Genomic DNA, 18,092 nt, shown 5'->3' with positions numbered 1-18,092 from the left:
AAGTGTAGCTTTCTGCTATGCATAAAGCATCAGCCCTCTCGATTTACTAACATTATGAAGCTCAATCCCTTCAACCATTTGGCTTTCGCCCGCTATCTAACTGTCTACGCTTAAAGATTAAAGTTACCTTTAACCCTCCAAGACTCGCTACGAGCGAATGGCTAGTTCTTACTCGACGGGAATCTCACCCGTTATATGATACGACCTAGGCTCGGCCGCACATGCATGCGTTAGTTGAATTAATCAGATTTTAAATTTTGGTCAACAACTTCATCCTCAATTGTTTCTGGATAATAGTGAGAAATGATTTTCTTTGTTGGAATACCTGTTGGAACCTTTAAAAAACGCGAATATATTTCTGTACCTGGTCTAATTTTATCATCTATTAAATTATAACAATCGATGATTTCAACAAATTTCCAATTAACGACTTCATCATACATATTTTTATATGAATGTTCGCTTTTAATAGCATTACGTTCTGCAATTGAATTGGCGTGATCTAATGATCTTGCTTTAAAAAGCACAATACTTTCTTCATACATTTTAAATTTATCGTAATAATCCTCATCTATTTTTTCTGGAGAAGGATTTCCCGAGTGAATGCTTTCATATAATACTTTAACTGCATACCATTCCCATTCATTAGACAATTTCTTACGCAATCTTTTTTTCATTTTTCCCCTCCTAAGAAAAATCATTTTTATCCTTTAAAATCTATTATATATTAAATTCCTTATGCAACTAAACTGCCATTATGTTGAATAAAAAAATCGACTAAACAGCCGATCATGTTGTACAACTATTTCATGCGTTAGTTGCATAAAAAATCCAAGTTTGCAAACTTCCTCATACTAGCTTTCCAACTCACATTTCCATTCCATAATCCCAGTAAACTCCATACAACCAAGTTAATTATATAGAATATAACTATAAACCGAGTCGGAACTTTAACTTTAGCTAGCAAGAAAATTGGTCCTCCAAATAAATTTATTCATACAATTTAGACAATTACTTCTACTTTTGTATCTAATGCCGATCTTAGAGATACAATAAATTTGATAAAGTCATTTTTTGATTCTACATTTTCACATTTTTCCCAAATATCATTCTAGTCCCCCGAACGTATAAGTATGTGTATTCTACTAAAGCAAGGGTTAGTTAACTAGAATTATATTTTTACTTATTATTTTAAAAATATCTAAAGTGAATTACATTAAATATTAATTAGTAAACTTCCATCGGAGTGAACTGTTACTAATGGATTATCAGGGTCACTTTCTACAGTAAGAATACTTTCTTTTCCAAGTACCATTGATATTTTTTTCATAAATTCGAAAACTTTTTTTACATCAGTCTCACTTTTAATTTCATTTGGATCTATATCAAATTCAATTTCAGTATCTGAAAAGAAATAGCAATTAAATAAAATTCCATTAATATTAATAGTCATCATAATACTGTGATTCTCTTTTTCTTTAAATAGCATATAAACAGTTTTATTCTCATATTCAGATATCTGTCCATCTATATATAAAGTAATATTCCAAGGAGAACGATGGACTAATTCATATAATCTCAGCCACCCGTTTATATCTACTTTAAATACGTAAATATCTCTTAGACTTCCATCTACAAAAAACACCTCATTTATAACCTCATTGTTGATGTTTTTCTCCATTCGTCCATTCTCCTTAAAGAATAATTTAAAATCCATACCGTAGTTTCTATTTATTCATTGTACTTAAAACAGGTTGTGCACCTTTTTCGGAAATAATTGTTACAAGTAAACTAGTAACCATATCGGCTTTTTGACTGTCTGTTGCAGTTAATAATCCTTTTTCTTCAAGCATCATCAAAGCATCTTCCACCATACCAACAGCACCTTCTACTATTTCTCTTTTAGCTTGAACAACAGCTTTCGCTTGTTGTCTTTGTAACATACTACTTATAAAGTTATATCTGCAGCATTACATAAGTTTTCTTTATTTTTTTCATTTGTGATTATTCCTTGTAGCAATAAGAGACCACCTGTAATTATCAATTCTAATCGAAGTATCCAGTTGATCACTCCATATAATCCTCCTGATAGTTTTTCTACTCTTAAGTTTAATAATAGGCTAATTATACAGCTTAGATTGACTTCTGTAACTTGGGGTATTTTTGCATATTTGATAGAATTTTAGAAAATAATTGCTCAACTAAACTGCCTTTTTGATTCAAAAAAATCGACTAATTAGTCGGTCATATTGTTCAACTAATGCATTGTGTTAGATTTACAAATAAAAGCCAAAAAGTTGAGTATGAATTGTTTTAAGTAATTATCTATCTTCTTTTACAAATGAAAAATCCATTATTATCTCATTTTTTAATTTCTTTGACGAACGTTTACGTTTTTTTTCTTTACTTCTTACAGTTGAATTTTCAATTCCTTTTTTAATCATTGTAAAGGCTAAGATAGTTAATATAAATCCAATACTCGGCCCAATCACGATCCATTTATCCAACATTAATTCAGCGTACGATAGCCCAATTAACCCTGACCATTCATTTGATAATGAAACAGTAACTTCCCTTTCGCCTGTATTAAGGATTTCACTGTCACCAATTACTAACTTAAAAACTCCTAAATGAACCATTAGTAGTAGAACTTGAATAATTTGCTGAACGAACATAAGAAGGATTCTAGAACGTAAAAACGGAATAATATGCTTTTTAATCACCCAAAAATTACTACCGCCTATGATCCTAGTTGAAGTGATAAACTCATTTTTTTGATAGAAATTCACTTCATTTCCAATCACACTTGTCAAAGGTGGTAGTGCAACAACTGTTAATACCATTATTTGTGAAATTAACAACGAAAACCCATTGCTAGTTGGATTGAAAAAATTCACATTTAAAAACATGAATACTAGAAAAACCGCTGGAACAAATCGGCAAGCACGTTCAAATGCTTGAAAAAGAAATCGAAACCTTTGTAAATAGACTCCGTAGATCACTCCAAAAACCATACCTAAAAGTACACGAAAGAAACTGATAATGATCGCAAATACAATCGTAAATTTCGCACCGTCAATTACTGACCAAAAAACATCTCTCCCGTGCCGATCTACACCAAATAAAAAGTGTAAACTTGGAGGAAACGGGAACGTATCAATTACTCTACCTTCCGAGTTATAAAAAAAAGTAGGTGGAGGTTGAATCAATTTCTTCAGATAAAACGAATACATGAAACTAACAATTAATAATCCGACAATAAAAAGTGACCCGATTAGAAAGGAGCTGCTCCTTAGATAATTCTTCATATGATCCGCTCCTCACCCGTTAATTTTAAAATGAACAATTTCGATGCCACGTCGAATAAGTAGAATGGTATAAATAAAAAGACTAAACAAACAAAAAAAGCTTCTGGGTTATTGTGATTGATTAGGGAATATAGCAATTTAAAATACCCATTCATATTGAACAAATACTCGAGTACAAGCTGGTTAGAAAGTAAAAACCAAAACAAATATTGAATATTTGAGAAAACCGTTACTAACACATTTCGAAAGATATGCATAAATAAAATCCATTTCTTTGTTAATCCTTTTGAAATTGCGTATTCGACGTATGTTTTTTGACTTTCCTCTTCTATCGCAAGTAATGTCATTTGAGACAACATTATGCCAGGAAGGATTGAAACGACCAAAATTGGTAAAATGTAGACATTATCAAATCCAGCGATTGGATCAAAAATCATCACACCCGTTTTATGATAAATTCCAATAAAGATTAATTGAGTTGCTAAAATAAACATGACATCCGGAATGCTTTGTAGAAAATACAGACATTCTTGGACCAGTTTTCGGAGTTTTACTGGTAATAAAAAAGAACCAAACGACAGTGTAATTGCTACCACTAAAGACGCTATAAATGAAGTTGCTAAAATTATTAATGAGTAAACATATGGGTTTTTCATTACGTTAATTAAAAGATCATACCCTGTTTTGGAAATTTGAATTGAGATATAGTTTATATATACTAAACTCCCCAGATAGAGTTGAATTTGATCCCAAAATGTATAGAACGAATCCTCTCTTGGCCCTTGTAAAGAAACTGAAAAAGCAAGGATTAAGCCAATCATGACAATCGTTAGTAGTAATTGAAATAGTTTTTCTAACATATATCCAATGATTTTCAAATTAAAAACGACTCAAGAATTAACTTCTTGAGTCTCCTCCATTCTTATTTAGGACTCTGCAAGTTAAAAATACCGCCCTTTTTATTCCCACCTGTTTTTACAATGGTTCCGGATATTTTTACAATTTGGACACCTTTTTTCGATTTAATTAGACCGGAATACTCTCCATCTTTTATGTATTCTCCTTTTTCACCATATTTTTTTTGAATTTCGCTGGATTGCTTACTCGGATCAAATAACAGATTGATCGTATAATCTTTAGACGTATCCAGTTCTGTATCTAACCAGCTAAAATAACCTTTTTCTTCTACCTTGATCTTTTCATTATAAGTTAAATCATTTTTACCAATCTCATTAATTTGCAATTCTAAGACACTGTTTTTCGGTAGGTTCGTATTCCCACTTAAACGGATATACGATGTAGTGTATAATCCATTTGCATTGAGTTCGATTTTTTGAGGTGGTTTTTTAATCGAACATCCTATTAACGAACAAATTAAACTAATTAATACTAGCATAAAAAAAATACGCTTTTTCATCCTAAAATAAACCCCTTCATTTTGTACTATTTAAATAACACTGCACATCATTAATTCAGAAACACCCCCGGTAAGAACAAGCAAAATTACTAGTGTGATAATTGCAAAAATAAGTTACTTCAAGAAATCTTCTTCTAAAAGGAACTTATCTTTTATAGAACAACTATAAAATATGGTAAATTTCACCAATATTTATTTAATTATAATTCAATAAAAATACGATAAGTTCCTTCATGAAGTAGAATCCTTTTTCAACTAAGCTGCTATTTAGCTAAATAAACACTTCAACAACCCTATTCATCAAAACCTAGATTCTACTTTTTCTATTTTTATTTCGATTTTACATAGTCTTTTTTTACTATTGATGAGATAATAGATTTTGTCGAATTATATTAAGGGTAAATGGGGAGAAATTTTTATGTGGAAAAACCGAAACGTTTGGATCGTGTTGTTCGGTGAATTTGGAGCCGGTATAGGTCTTTGGTTCGGAATTATCGGAAATTTGGAATTTATGCAAAAACATGTGCCTTCTGATTTCTTTAAATCATTAATTCTATTTTTCGGTTTATTAGCAGGAGTTTTTGTTGGTCCGTTGGCTGGACGGTTAATTGATCAATATTCAAAGAAAAAGATTTTATTAATTAGTGGCTTAGGTCGAACTTTAAGTGTGATTCTTATGTTTTTTGCCATACAATACGAAAGTATTATTTTCATGGTTTTATTTTTAGTTATGCTGCAAATTTCTGCTGCATTTTACTTCCCAGCGCTTCAAGCTGTTATACCAATGATTGTGAAAAACGAACAGTTATTAACTTTAAATGGGATTCATATGAATATTTCTACAATATCAAGAATTGCTGGGACTTCAATTGGCGGTATTTTAGTTGTATCAACAAGTCTTACAAATGTATACGGAATGAGTATGCTAGCATATGCATTTTTATTTTTTATGACGTTCTTTTTACGAATTGAAGAACCTACAATCAAACCAATGAATGTAGAAAAAACAAATAAATCTAAAGCTGATAAAGGATTCGCTGAAATATTTGCACTCATAAGAAAAAGTCCAACAATTTTAAATTTATTTATCTTAAATCTGGTACCAGTACTTTTCCTTGGCGGATTTAATTTAATGGTAATCGAAATAAGTGATCTTCAACATGATCCTTCAGTAAAAGGCCTTATTTATACAAGTGAAGGGATCTCATTCATGATTGGAGCATTTGTCATTAAACGATTAACAAAAAAGTATACGAATAAGCAATTATTATACTTTTCAACCTTTTTAGTAGCTTTTGCTCAGCTATCACTTTTCTTTGCAGATCACCATTGGATGACACTTATCTCTTTTGCAATTTTCGGATTTTCAGTTGGTTGCTTCTTTCCTGTTTGTTCAACTGTTTTCCAAACTTCAATTGACAAATCATATCATGGTCGACTTTTCTCATTTAGAAGTATGTATGACAGGGTTACATTCCAGATCGTCCTTTTAAGTACAGGACTATTTTTAGATACAATTGGTTTACAATATATGGTTTTAATTTTCGGAACGGTTTCTCTCTTAATTCTTGCTAGATTGTTATATAATGACAAAAAATCTAAAGCAGAGTTAGTGAACGAAAATCAAAACTTATCAATGTAATTAAAGAGGCTATCTCAAAAGTCAGGCTAACTGACATAGAGGCGCCTCTTTTTCATTATTATTTATTTTTGAGCTAACTTAATGGAAGTAATCGGGGGTATCATAACAGCGCTTTTCATTTGTAGAAGATATAATCGATCTCGTTTTTAAAAAATGGAAGGATTTTTAATGGATATAGTAAGAATTAGAACAAAATTACTAGTAACTAATTAAAAAGTATCATCAATCTTACAATTTTAATGTCATAATACCCTAACCAGTACACGTAATTATTTATTTTATTTGCGATTCTCATAGATTTAATTGCATTTTTGTTATTTTTATTTGCGGTTCTCGATTTTTAATTGCAGTATTGCTATTTTTATTTGCGATTTTCAGATTTTATTTGCAGTCCACTCTTTTTTCATCATTTATTTGCACAGAAAGATTACTTAATTGTTGTTGATTACACTTAGTCCCCATAAAAAAAGGGGCCCCATTCTAATTACACTTTTGGAACACCCTCATTTTATTAAAATTCAATATCCATATGCCGCTAAAAATTCATTCAAACTAGAATACAGTGTAACAACTTCCCATTTTCGTTCAAATTCATAGGCAGTACATACTTCTCCTGATTCCTCGTTGATAAAGATAACATCATCCGTTTCGTCATCGAAGCCAATTATTAACCAATTTTCTGGCCATTGTATTTTTTTACTTAAGTCCTTTTTAGCATCGTTTAAATCTTCTTCTTTTATAAAATAGATGGTCATATTTTCATTTGAGACTTCATCTATACCGATTCCTTTAATTCTTGAAAACCATTCGTTTTGCATTTTTATTCCCCACTTCCAATAAGAAAGCCTGTATCAACCAAGTGATCACAGGCTAACTTTTTTACTTTTGTGCTTTTTTTGATTCAGATAAATTGGATTTATCTTCGTAGTTTGGTTGTTTTTGACCGGCGTTATTTTTTCTTCCACCATTTCCACGTCCCATTTCTTTCGCCTCCTTAAATTGTCATAAAAATATTTTATACAATTAAGGTAAGACTATCCCACTAAATTACAGGAAGAAAAAATAGATTACAAATTGGATAAATAGGATGATCCAATAGCCAAAAACAAATTTTGGATGTTTTGTTTTATGTTTAAAATAATACATTCCTAAAATAGAACCAATCGAACCTCCGATAATTGCAAATAAAAATAAGATGCGTTCAGGAATTCTCCATGCTTTTCTTTTCGCCCTAGACTTATCAATTCCCATAATTGCAAATGAAACAATGTTTACGATTACTAAATAAAACATAAAATACCCTACCATTTGGATCCCTCATAAGACTTGTTTATTTTGAAATTTTTGCTATTTTGCTACGAGTTGTTTGTATTAAATCTTTTGCATTCAATTGAAGTTGTATACCTATTTTTCCACCGCTAACAATAATCTCTTCTATATCATTAACAGATTCTTCAATAAAAGTAGGATATTGCTTTTTCATTCCAATTGGTGAACAACCACCTCGAACATATCCTGTACTTGCTAAAAGGTCTTTCACTGGTAATAATTCTACTTTCTTTTCGCCAGATGCTTTTGCGGCTAATTTTAAATCTAATTCTTTTTCGACTGGTATGACAAATACATAAATCGCCTTAGATTGACTGATTGATACAAGTGTTTTATAAACTAATTCAGGATCTTTATTTATTTTACTTGCTACAGAAACCCCATCAATCCTTCCATCATTCGAGTCATAGTTTAAGGTTGTATAGCTAACTTTTTTTGAATCTAACATTCTCATTGCATTCGTTTTACTTACAGCCATTTTTACTCCTTTCAATGCTACAAACATAAGATATTTTTAGGCAGAAATTGATTGCTTTTTATTACGTTTTTTAAGTTTTTGTTCAATGGATTTCATAAACGGTGTAGTTGAGATCGCAAATACGATACAAGCTACCCAAATAAATGAAAATGAGATAAAGTCTTTCTTTGAGAAACTTTCATCGTATAATAAAATCCCTATTAATAAACTAATTGTTGGTGAAATAAATTGTAAAAATCCAACATAAGTATACGGAATTAATTGTGCTGCTTTACCGAAAAATAATAAAGGAATAATTGTTACTAAACCAGCACCTACAATTAATAATTGCTCAATTGGTGCACTTTGTACTAGTCCTGCTTGGCCTTTATAAGCTAGGAAACCAAAGTATAGTAAGGCTACTGGAAAAATTAATAATGTCTCTATTGTTAGGCTTAAAAAAGAATCGATATTTAAAATCTTTTTCAATAATCCATAAAAAGCAAATGTTAAAGATAATAGTATCGCTACGATTGGTAATGTACCTGACATGATTGTTAAATATCCTACACCTATTGTAGCTAAACATACCGAAACGATTTGCCAAATTGATAGTGACTCTTTCAATACAATTACACCAAGTATAATACTAACTAATGGATTAATATAGTAGCCTAAACTTGCATCAAGTATATGATTTGAATTAACCGCCCAAATATATATTAGCCAATTGGTACTAATTAATAGTGAAATAGCAATCATTGAAACTAATACTTTTTTATTACTTACAACATGCTTCCAAGTAATTTTAAATTGCTTTAATTTTTTTGTAAGAAGAATGAAAAGTATTAAAGTAACAAAAGACCATATAATACGATGTGTTAATATTTCAAAAGGTGAAATATCTTGAATTAGTTTCCAATAAATTGGTAAGACACCCCATACCACATATGCAAGTACACCGTACAAAATCCCTTTAAGTGTGTTGTTCATTCTCTCCCAGCTTTCTTTTTCTATATTAGTGTGCTATTTCAACCTTTTTTTCTTCAGATTGTTCAGACGGTAAAAATAAGACGAAAATAAACGTAATAATACTAAATACCACCATAAATAAAGTGATGATTTCAAAACCAGCAGTTACAGCTTTTACTGTCGATAAATGATTGATTTGATTATGAGCATTTAGTACTAATTTTTGACCATTCAATACTTCGGAAGCCTTAATCGTAAAAATGGTTCCTAACACAGCAACCGTAATTGTTTGCGAAAAAGTATTTAAAAAGGAATTTGCGGCAATTGCAATGCCCCGCTGGTTCATTCCTACAGCTGATGAAATTAGGATCATATAAATTGGAAAAGATAATCCAAAGCCAAGACCTAAAAATGCATTAAATGGATAAATTAATATTTTTGAATCATGGAAAAAGTTCATTCCTAAGGCACCAATAATACATAAGAAAGTGCCTAATAGGATAATATTTCTTGCCTTCATTTTCTTAATGAATCGACCAGATAAAAAAGAACCTAATGTCCAAGCGAATGAAAGTGGAATTAACATTAAACCTGATTGTGTCGCACTTAATCCAAACACACTTTGATTATAAACTGGTAAATATACCTCGATCGAGATTAGAAGTGCATGTGCAATAAACATTGCTGCATATGTTACGACTAAATGACGGATTTTAAATAAAGAAAGTGGTAATAATGGTTCCTTTGCTCTTGTTTCAACAAAAAGAAATAACCCAAATAAAATGATTGCAAACGCAAAAAGGAATAATAAATTTGGAGAAGTCCAGTTATTTTGCTCTCCTCCTACAACTAAAGCATATAAAGCAGATAAAGTACTTAATATAAAAAGAATGGATCCTAAATAATCAATTGAAATTGTATTTTTACGGTCAATTTTTTGATGATAATATTTCCAAAATAGAATAATAGAAATGATTCCGAATGGAAAATTAATAAAAAAGATATAACGCCAAGAAATGAAGTCTACAAAAAATCCTCCAACTAATGGACCGATTACACTTGAAACTGCCCATACTGCACTAATATACCCTTGCACTTTAGCCCTTTCTTGGTATGGATACAGATCACTTATTACCGTCATCGTTAAGGGTAATGCAGCTCCAGCACCTAGCCCTTGAATTGTACGAAATAATATTAATTGACCCATATTTTGTGAAAAACCACATAAAACTGAACCTAAAATAAATAAAATGATACCAAACATTAATAAGTTTTTGCGGCCATATAAATCCGATAGCTTCCCATAAATCGGAGTCGTTACAGTCATTGCCAACATATAAGCTGCAAAAATCCAACTCATCAACTTAACACCAGATAATTCTGTGGTGATGGTAGGTGTGGCAGTTGTAATAATCGTCCCTTCAATCGCAGACAATGTAACAGCTACCAACAACCCGATCGTCACTAGCCTTCGATTTGTTTCCATAGTATACCTCCATTCGAGAGCAGATATAAAGATTGAATTTTTTTAGGATAGATAAATATTCCTATGCTCCCTTAAAAATAATAGAAGCTCTTATGGAGCTTCTATTGTTTCCCTGCCTACTTTTTCCAATTTGATTCAATAAATTCGTCTCTTCCAGACATCGCTCTATCTTCTTTATAGTGTTTTGGATTTTTTTTATGATAGTCTTGGTGATACTCTTCAGCCTCATAAAAAGTAGTTGCCTGTAATATTTCAGTTACGATCGGTTTCTTAAAAATATTACTTTCAATTAATTTTTCTTTTGATTCCATTGCTTCCTTAAGCTGTGAATCATTATGAACAAAGATTGCAGCTCGGTATTGTGAACCTCTATCTTGGAATTGACCGTCTGGATCTGTTGGGTCAATTTGTGGCCAAAATAATTCTAATAGTCTTTTGTATGAGAATAATTCATCGTCAAACGTAATTTGAACTACTTCATAATGACCAGTAGTCCCCTTTTTAACCTCTTCATACGTAGGGTTTTCTAATTCCCCACCCATATAACCTGAAACAATACCATGTATACCAGGTAAATCCTCAAATGGTGTTACCATACACCAAAAACAACCACCTGCAAATGTAGCTTTTTGAATCATTTTAAATCCTCCTAACATCACCTAGTTTACATAATATTATTATTTGAAACCCATCTTTTTCTTTAATCTTATCTTATCTCTTTTAAAAGAATTTTTAAATATTTTAGCTCATAATTTTCCAATTTTTTATAAAATGTATTCCGTTAATCTGATTGGACATTTACTAAACTGAAAAGACGATAAAAAACAGACAGTAATTGTCTATTTGAATGACAATTATGTCTGTTTTCTTATACTGTTTTAAGCAGCAATTGACTTATTATTATTTTTGATTCTTGTTCCAACAAACAACCAAATGACAAATAGTAATAAAATTAGTTGTGGAATGATACTTTCTAGGGAAGGATAAATCCCTAATTTAGGTATTGTTGGAAAAATAGTACTCATATGGTCAGGCATATAGCCAATTCCTTGTAATGCATGTATACTTTGACCAATGAATTTAAATGTCAAGTAATAAATACATAAACTTGCGATTGTAAAAAACGGCTTTAAAGGAATAAATTTGCTTCCTTTTAAGATGAAAATTCCAATTATAACAAGAAAAATGATTCCACCTGCAAAACCAGTAATCAATTCTTTCGCTGTGATTGAAGAGCTCATACCGATATAAAATACGACAGTTTCGGCACCTTCTCTAAATACTGCGAAAAATGAAAGTAAGCTTAAAGAAAGAATTCCTCCGCCTGCAATAGCTGCTTTTGCTTTTTCTTTCATCTTACTACCATATTCTTGTTGGCGAGATTGTTTATGCAACCATAACCCAACTGTTAACATGAAAATAACAGCAATAAGACCAGAGATGCCTTCTATTAATTGATTACTTATTCCAGCTGAGATTTTTGATAATAAGAATTGGAATAATAAACCGGCTACTAAACTAGCTATTATGCCAAAAGCACCACCAACGAAGATCCACTTTCGTGCTGATTCTTGTTTACCTTTTGACACTAATGCTAATAAAGCAGAAATAATAATTAAAGCCTCTAAACCTTCACGAAATACAATTGTCCCTGCATCAAACATCGTATAAGATGTTTTCTTCGTAGCTAAGTTTAAATTGTTTTGAATTTGTTTTAATGTTTTCATCGTTGTAGCAGATTTAGGCTTTTCCGTTAACTGAGTTAATGCAATGGATGTATCATTTTCAATCTTCTTATATAATTCCATTGAATTTGATTGAACCATTACTTCAACATATGGCCAATCTTGTATAAATTCATTAAAAGTTGATTGTGCTTTCTCTGTATCATTTGATTCAACATAATTGATTGTTTGATTGAGTAGTTTTATTGCTTTCTCAATACTAACTTCTTTTGTTGAGTCACTACTTGGATTATTCAATACATCAATTAATTTAGTAAAAGAATCATTAACTTTCGTAATTGAAGGATTTTCAGTAAACAAAGTTGACCTTGATGTAATCATATTTGCTTCGATTGAACCATAAAATCCACTGTTTGCATTTCTTACATCATTTTCTACTTTAGACCATTCAATTTCAAACAGCTTATACTCTGATTGTGCTTTTTCCCAATTCGATTCATTGGATAAAGTTTTAACATTATTTAAATGTGATACTAGTTTAGTAAGATTAATTTGAGAAAGATCTTTCTTATCATTCGTATTTTCAATCCACTTTTCTGTTTCAAAAGCTACCCCACGAATATCATCTTTTACTGTTGCAAGATCATTTTGATCAATATCTTTAATCGCTTGGTCAACTAGTTTATTTAATTTTGAAGTTTTTTTCTCATTTTTAATTAAAACTTTAATCGCTAATAAATCTGTTTTTACTTTATCTTTTTCACCATTTTTAACTTCTGTTAAAGAGTTACCAATATGTGAAAGTACTTGTTCTTGAAGATCAGTTTCAGCAAATGTTTTATGAAACGGACTAAATATTAAACTAAAAAATAGTAAACTAGCTATTAAAAGTATATTTTTTTTCATGCAATTCACCTAAAGTAATCCTTCACCAATATAGCTTCCATTCTTAACCCCTGGGAAGCATGCAAATACTGCACTACCATTATGTTCAATGTATTCGTTCAATAAATCCATTTTCGCTAATTTATCTTGTAAAGGAATAAATTGTTTTTCTAGGTCCCTTTGGAAACTAACAAATAGTAAGCCTGCATCTAATTTTCCCGTTTGGATATCAAGTCCGTCAGTATATGAATAAGATCTTCTTAAAATTTTAATTTTTCCTTTTCCTTTTGCTAAGGCAACATGAGAATTTGCAGGAATCAGTAATTTCCCATTATCATCTGTTTTCTTTAGATCTATCTTAGCAAATTCACTACTTTCACCAATTGGTGCACCATTTGCTCTGTATCGTCCAAATGATTGTTCTTGATCTTGTAATGAACTACGATCCCATTCCTCAACACGGATACGAATACGTCTTGCAACTAAATAAGAACCACCTGTTAGCCAAGCTGGGCCATCGCCATTTTGTACCCAAATATGTGTATTCATTTCTTTTTCATCTTTTGTATCCGGATTTCCAGTACCGTCTTTAAAGCCCATTAGGTTCCTAGGTGTACTACCTGACGGATCCGCTCCAGATGAACGTTGGAAACCATGCTGCATCCATTTTAAACTAACAGTTCCACGTCCAATACGAATCAAATTTCTAACGCCATGGAAGGCAACCTGTTGATCGTTTGCACAAACTTGAACTACGATGTCTCCACCGTTCCATTCCTCTCTTAAATCATCACCAGGAAAATGAGGTAAATCTTTTAACCCCGATGGTTTACTTGATTGAATTGATAATCGGTCAAAAAATGAAGGACCAACTCCAAATGTAAACGTAAGCTTCATTGGTTGTAAACCTGTTGCTTCACCCGTATCAATTGGTGGCGATGAAGGAAATTCAGAATCACCTAATTCCTTTCCTTCACTCATTAAAGCTGCTGCTTCAGTCCATTTTTTAAACATTGTTTTGACATCTGCTTTTGAAGTAGTTTCTAGTTTAAATGACGCCAAATACATAAAATCTTGAGCAGGAGTTGTAATACCTTGTTGTTGCTTACCATAAAACGGAAAAATCTCTCTCGCATCCGCTTTAGCAGGTGAAAAGAAATTTGTTACCTTTTCAGTAGCTGCTTCAATTCCAGTTGCACCAATTAGTATACCAGCTCCACCAACTCCCATAAGTTTTAATGCATCTCTTCTAGAAACTTTATTCGTTTCTAATTTTTTCATATTATTTAACCCCTAATGTTGACCCAACTTGAGAAATCGGTTCTGCTAATGCATCTACTTGTTGAGCCAATTTTTTCACTTCATCTTCTTTTAACTGTTTGTAATCAACGTACCCGTCACCTTTTTTATAAGTATTTAAAGTTGTCATTAAATCATTGAATCTAGTTTCAATAGTTGAAGCTAAATCAGCATCTTTTGCTTTTAGTTTTTCTGATAATAATTGAACGATTTTATCCGAACCTTCCACGTTAGCTGCAAAATCAGCTAAATCAGTATGTGAATATCGCTCTTCTTCACCAGTAACCTTTGAAGAGGAAACTTCATTTAATAATTCTACAGGACCAGTTACAAATAATACAGGATCAATTTCAGCTGTTTCTACTTTTGCTCTTAAGTAGTTAGCATCCTTCATAAGTTGTTCTGTATATTTTTCAAGACCTTTTGTTGTATTTTGAACCCAAAGAACTTGCTCAATTTTATGGAAACCAGTCCATTCATTTGCAGGTACATCACCTTCACGTGCATCGATTTTTGGATCTAAATCGCCAAATGATTCTGCCACTGGTTCAATTCTTTCATAATATGAACGACTAATTGGATACAAACGTTTTGCTTCTGCCATGTTTCCTTCATTAATTGCATCAACGAACTTCTGTGTATTTGATACGAACTCTTCCGTTTGAGATACAACGAAATCTCTATAATTATTAATCTCTGAATCTAAATTTATTTTTGCTTCTACTTTTGATTCTTTTTTTACGTTACTAGCTTCTTCACTTTTTTGTGCACAACCTGCCATCATTAAACTTGTAGCAAGAGAAATTGCGATCATTGTAGTTTGCTTCTTCATGAAAATACCCCCGAAAACTATAAATTAAATATATGTAATTGATATTGATAACTTTTCTCATTACTTATCATAATACAATTGATAAATATTTTCAATTAGATTTTCATAAAAAAATGACTGAAGCATGTTCAGTCATTTTAAACTATTTAGAAATATACCTATTATTTAGTCCAAGTTTTCTAATTAATTTCACTTAATGTTCGTACTTTTTAATATTAGCTCTTATATAATTAAGGTACTACAGCAACTATTAAATCATTAAACAGCAAGACTTAAAATCAACAACTATTATTCAATCTTAAATAATTTCGCTAGATAAGCATTTACAAAAATATTATTCTGATCTAATTGACTTCGAATAGTAAGAAAGTTAGATAATGATGGATACAAGTGATTTAGTTTTTCTATATTCATTGAATGCATTTTTCCCCAATGTGGTCTACCGTTGTAGCTTTGAAGAATTTCTTCTATTCTATTAAAATAGTCTTGATGATCCATTCCTTTATACATATGGATTGCGATATACGCTGAATCACGCATCGAAGCAGGACTTATTAAAAAATTATCTCCTTTTACGAATCGACATTCGATTGGGAAATGAACGTTAAATCGTTTATTTTTTATCTCTTCTTGTATTTCTAAAGTTGCATCATTCATATATTCAGCTGGAATACTATATTCCATTTCGTTAAATTTTACATTTCGAGTTGTTGCAAATAATTCATGGCTCGGTCCAACCATCCTTGAATTTGGAACACTACTACCACTTATTTTACTAATTTGAGAACTACTTTTTGGAAAGTTTCTACTAAATTCACTTAATAACCAGAATGCTTTATTTTCAATGGTGGCTACCTTCCATTTCTCATATTTAAATGAATGCTTCTTCGTTCTAGTTTCATTCATTACCTTTACTTGAACATGATCAGAATAAGGAAATAAGTAAAACTCAAAATGTTCATTTTCTTTTTTCAAATTTAGTAGATTACTATAAACCTCATCAATCATTATTTTTTTACTCTCATAACGATACGTATTAGCAGGCTTTATTCTAATTTTAAATTTAACAACTATGCCAAGTAGACCTAACGATACGCCAATTGCCCTATAAATATCTGTATTTTTTGTCTTTGAACAATCTAATAGATCACCTGATGGTAATACTACTGTCATCTCTTCGATTTGTGTAGATAAAATTCCGTGATCAATTCCTGTTCCGTGTGTACCCGTTAAAAATGCTCCTGCAATCGATTGAACATTAATATCACCTAAATTTTCTTGCGAATAACCTGATTCGTATAATTCATTTCCTAATTGCTCAAGCTTAGTTCCAGCCCAGACTTCGGCAATCTGTTCTTCTTTGTTGATTGAAATAACACCATTTAAATTATCTAATGACATTAAATAGTCGTTTGTTGAAATTAGTGGAGTAAATGAGTGACTTGAACCTACTACTCTTATTTTCTTATTTTCCAAGTTAGCTTTTTTAACGAGGTTTACAACTTCTTCAATCGATGATGGATACAATACTTGATTCGGTTTAAACTTTACACTTCCAGACCAGTTTTTCCATAACATACTTTTCATAGGAAGCACCCCTTATCTCCTCTGTATGTTGTAAACTGGTCGATGATTTTATTTTTACTTACTACATATAAATGAGAAAAACGCTCAGCAATTTCGCCGGACTTACTTGGTCTAAATAAAATTGCTTCTCCTATTTTTAAATCTTCATTTCCTGAATAAAAAACTGGGGTTTGAACTTCACCAGCACCTTCTAGTGGCAATAAAGTACAATGATCTGGGGAATATGGAGTTGGTAATTTTTCTTTTCCTACAGCACCAGATGCGATAAATCCTCCACTTGTGCATGTAAAAATCTTATCCGCTGGTTTTCGAATAATTGGTAAAGCAAAGCCTATTGCTGGTTGATATTGAAAACTTCTGTATTCATCAAATAATGTTGGAGCGTAAAATCCAGAGCCTACTGTTACTTCAGTAACCACTTTTTCCTTTGATGTCGAGTGAAGACTTCCTGTACCTCCACCATTTACAAACTCAAGATGATAGCCATCTTTTTCAATGTATTTAACAATTTCTCTTCTTTTTTTCGCTATTTCACCTAATGATTTCGTCTTTAAAAACTGGATTATTTTATTTTTCAAAACCTTATTTTTGGCATCATCACCAACACCTGCAATTTGCGCTTCATATCCCATAATTCCTTCTAAGCGGACGTTCAAGGATTGCAAAATATGAGTTAGTAACGGTACTAAATCTTTAGATTCTTTTATTGGTGACCTTCTAACTCCAAAATGAAAACCAAAATATGATGTACTCATATCTATATCAAGACAAAGTGGAATAACAATCTCATTTTTTGCTGCAATCTTTTCAATCATACTAATTTGTTCAGTCTGATCCACCATACAAATTATTTTTTTACCCTTTTTTATTTGTAATGCAATTTTATTTAATCCTATTACATCAACTGTTGGATAACCAATTAATAAATTATCAAATCCATTTTCAGCAAGAAAATCTGCTTCATGGGGGTTATAACACATTAGCCCCTCATAACAATTATTGCTCTCTAAAATATATTTTAATACTTGTACACTACGAATTGATTTTGTAGCAATTCGTATTTTCTTTCCGTTTGATTTAGTTGCAATATCATCCACATTTTGAACAAAAGCATCCCAATCTAAAAAAGCACATGGCATAGACAATTTAGAAAATACCGATCGATCGACCATTTATTCACCTATCCCGATAGC

Annotated in this window: 18 protein-coding genes and 1 pseudogene; 1 reads left to right on the top strand and 18 read right to left on the bottom strand. The window is 31.3% G+C overall.

From position 1 onward, the window contains the following. Window positions 1-239: 239 nt before the first annotated feature. From CN946_RS16695 to CN946_RS16670, 7 genes and pseudogenes are all read right to left on the bottom strand, one after another. Window positions 240-677 (bottom strand): DUF4288 domain-containing protein, encoded by a 438-nt coding sequence (locus CN946_RS16695; protein WP_098862183.1) that lies wholly within the window; start codon window positions 675-677, stop codon window positions 240-242. Between the two features lie 539 nt (window positions 678-1,216). Next, on the bottom strand, window positions 1,217-1,681 hold the full coding sequence (locus tag CN946_RS16690) for a hypothetical protein (RefSeq protein ID WP_098862182.1): 465 nt from the start codon (window positions 1,679-1,681) through the stop codon (window positions 1,217-1,219). A 46-nt stretch (window positions 1,682-1,727) separates the two neighbouring features. Beyond that, window positions 1,728-1,946, bottom strand: a pseudogene (locus CN946_RS16685) (SPFH domain-containing protein); the annotation flags it as partial. 2 nt (window positions 1,947-1,948) lie between these two features. Further along, window positions 1,949-2,071 (bottom strand): hypothetical protein, encoded by a 123-nt coding sequence (locus tag CN946_RS23870; RefSeq protein WP_286133963.1) that lies wholly within the window; start codon window positions 2,069-2,071, stop codon window positions 1,949-1,951. A 250-nt stretch (window positions 2,072-2,321) separates the two neighbouring features. After that, entirely contained in the window at window positions 2,322-3,308 is a 987-nt protein-coding gene (locus tag CN946_RS16680; RefSeq protein ID WP_098862180.1) for a peptide ABC transporter permease, read from the bottom strand. Next, on the bottom strand, window positions 3,305-4,186 hold the full coding sequence (locus CN946_RS16675) for an ABC transporter permease subunit (RefSeq protein WP_286133962.1): 882 nt from the start codon (window positions 4,184-4,186) through the stop codon (window positions 3,305-3,307). The genes CN946_RS16680 and CN946_RS16675 overlap by 4 nt, the downstream gene beginning before the upstream one ends. Before the next feature lie 44 nt (window positions 4,187-4,230). Further along, window positions 4,231-4,725: a hypothetical protein gene (locus CN946_RS16670; protein ID WP_098862179.1), complete on the bottom strand. Its 495-nt coding sequence runs from the start codon at window positions 4,723-4,725 to the stop codon at window positions 4,231-4,233. 418 nt (window positions 4,726-5,143) lie between these two features. On the opposite strand from CN946_RS16670, the gene CN946_RS16665 reads away from it, so the two are divergent. Next, complete coding sequence (locus CN946_RS16665; RefSeq protein ID WP_098862178.1) at window positions 5,144-6,367, top strand: MFS transporter; 1,224 nt, start codon at window positions 5,144-5,146, stop codon at window positions 6,365-6,367. 518 nt (window positions 6,368-6,885) lie between these two features. Here CN946_RS16665 and CN946_RS16660 read toward each other — a convergent pair. From CN946_RS16660 to CN946_RS16610, 11 genes are all read right to left on the bottom strand, one after another. Next, the gene (locus CN946_RS16660; protein ID WP_098862177.1) at window positions 6,886-7,185 is read right to left on the bottom strand and encodes an SMI1/KNR4 family protein; all 300 of its coding nucleotides are present in this window, start codon (window positions 7,183-7,185) and stop codon (window positions 6,886-6,888) included. A gap of 229 nt (window positions 7,186-7,414) precedes the next feature. Continuing rightward, window positions 7,415-7,675: a DUF1294 domain-containing protein gene (locus tag CN946_RS16655; protein ID WP_097977681.1), complete on the bottom strand. Its 261-nt coding sequence runs from the start codon at window positions 7,673-7,675 to the stop codon at window positions 7,415-7,417. A 22-nt stretch (window positions 7,676-7,697) separates the two neighbouring features. Further along, the gene (gene ybaK / locus CN946_RS16650; RefSeq protein ID WP_098862176.1) at window positions 7,698-8,174 is read right to left on the bottom strand and encodes a Cys-tRNA(Pro) deacylase; all 477 of its coding nucleotides are present in this window, start codon (window positions 8,172-8,174) and stop codon (window positions 7,698-7,700) included. Between the two features lie 36 nt (window positions 8,175-8,210). Next, on the bottom strand, window positions 8,211-9,146 hold the full coding sequence (gene rarD, locus CN946_RS16645) for an EamA family transporter RarD (RefSeq protein ID WP_098862175.1): 936 nt from the start codon (window positions 9,144-9,146) through the stop codon (window positions 8,211-8,213). Between the two features lie 25 nt (window positions 9,147-9,171). Continuing rightward, complete coding sequence (locus tag CN946_RS16640) at window positions 9,172-10,611, bottom strand: MDR family MFS transporter (RefSeq protein ID WP_098862174.1); 1,440 nt, start codon at window positions 10,609-10,611, stop codon at window positions 9,172-9,174. Window positions 10,612-10,727: 116 nt separating this feature from the next. Next, window positions 10,728-11,246, bottom strand: a complete 519-nt coding sequence (msrA, locus tag CN946_RS16635) for a peptide-methionine (S)-S-oxide reductase MsrA (RefSeq protein WP_098429555.1) — start codon at window positions 11,244-11,246, stop codon at window positions 10,728-10,730. A 243-nt stretch (window positions 11,247-11,489) separates the two neighbouring features. Then, window positions 11,490-13,202, bottom strand: coding sequence for an FTR1 family iron permease (locus CN946_RS16630; protein ID WP_098862173.1), 1,713 nt, complete (start codon window positions 13,200-13,202; stop codon window positions 11,490-11,492). 9 nt (window positions 13,203-13,211) lie between these two features. After that, window positions 13,212-14,462, bottom strand: a complete 1,251-nt coding sequence (gene efeB, locus CN946_RS16625; protein ID WP_098862172.1) for an iron uptake transporter deferrochelatase/peroxidase subunit — start codon at window positions 14,460-14,462, stop codon at window positions 13,212-13,214. A gap of 1 nt (window position 14,463) precedes the next feature. Further along, window positions 14,464-15,312 (bottom strand): iron uptake system protein EfeO, encoded by an 849-nt coding sequence (gene efeO, locus CN946_RS16620; protein ID WP_098862171.1) that lies wholly within the window; start codon window positions 15,310-15,312, stop codon window positions 14,464-14,466. Window positions 15,313-15,600: 288 nt separating this feature from the next. Further along, a complete protein-coding gene (locus CN946_RS16615; protein ID WP_098862170.1) occupies window positions 15,601-16,908 on the bottom strand; it encodes a D-arabinono-1,4-lactone oxidase in 1,308 nt (435 codons plus the stop codon). Continuing rightward, a complete protein-coding gene (locus tag CN946_RS16610) occupies window positions 16,896-18,071 on the bottom strand; it encodes an amino acid deaminase/aldolase (RefSeq protein ID WP_098862169.1) in 1,176 nt (391 codons plus the stop codon). The genes CN946_RS16615 and CN946_RS16610 overlap by 13 nt, the downstream gene beginning before the upstream one ends. Window positions 18,072-18,092 lie beyond the last annotated feature (21 nt).

The organism is Bacillus sp. AFS053548 (assembly GCF_002575105.1).
In the GTDB taxonomy this organism is placed as follows: domain Bacteria; phylum Bacillota; class Bacilli; order Bacillales; family Bacillaceae_G; genus Gottfriedia.
The sequence above is the reverse complement of the archived record's forward strand: the minus strand, read 5'-3'. Positions and strand labels throughout refer to the sequence as shown.

Coding starts and splice junctions, on each gene's coding strand:
- CN946_RS16630 (WP_098862173.1), bottom strand. CDS start 13,202: ATGAAAAAAAATATACTTTTAATAGCTAGTTTACTATTTTTTAGTTTA.
- CN946_RS16670 (WP_098862179.1), bottom strand. CDS start 4,725: ATGAAAAAGCGTATTTTTTTTATGCTAGTATTAATTAGTTTAATTTGT.
- CN946_RS16695 (WP_098862183.1), bottom strand. CDS start 677: ATGAAAAAAAGATTGCGTAAGAAATTGTCTAATGAATGGGAATGGTAT.
- rarD (WP_098862175.1), bottom strand. CDS start 9,146: ATGAACAACACACTTAAAGGGATTTTGTACGGTGTACTTGCATATGTG.
- CN946_RS16680 (WP_098862180.1), bottom strand. CDS start 3,308: ATGAAGAATTATCTAAGGAGCAGCTCCTTTCTAATCGGGTCACTTTTT.
- ybaK (WP_098862176.1), bottom strand. CDS start 8,174: ATGGCTGTAAGTAAAACGAATGCAATGAGAATGTTAGATTCAAAAAAA.
- CN946_RS16665 (WP_098862178.1), top strand. CDS start 5,144: ATGTGGAAAAACCGAAACGTTTGGATCGTGTTGTTCGGTGAATTTGGA.
- CN946_RS16610 (WP_098862169.1), bottom strand. CDS start 18,071: ATGGTCGATCGATCGGTATTTTCTAAATTGTCTATGCCATGTGCTTTT.
- CN946_RS16640 (WP_098862174.1), bottom strand. CDS start 10,611: ATGGAAACAAATCGAAGGCTAGTGACGATCGGGTTGTTGGTAGCTGTT.
- efeO (WP_098862171.1), bottom strand. CDS start 15,312: ATGAAGAAGCAAACTACAATGATCGCAATTTCTCTTGCTACAAGTTTA.
- CN946_RS16690 (WP_098862182.1), bottom strand. CDS start 1,681: ATGGAGAAAAACATCAACAATGAGGTTATAAATGAGGTGTTTTTTGTA.
- CN946_RS16660 (WP_098862177.1), bottom strand. CDS start 7,185: ATGCAAAACGAATGGTTTTCAAGAATTAAAGGAATCGGTATAGATGAA.
- CN946_RS16655 (WP_097977681.1), bottom strand. CDS start 7,675: ATGGTAGGGTATTTTATGTTTTATTTAGTAATCGTAAACATTGTTTCA.
- efeB (WP_098862172.1), bottom strand. CDS start 14,462: ATGAAAAAATTAGAAACGAATAAAGTTTCTAGAAGAGATGCATTAAAA.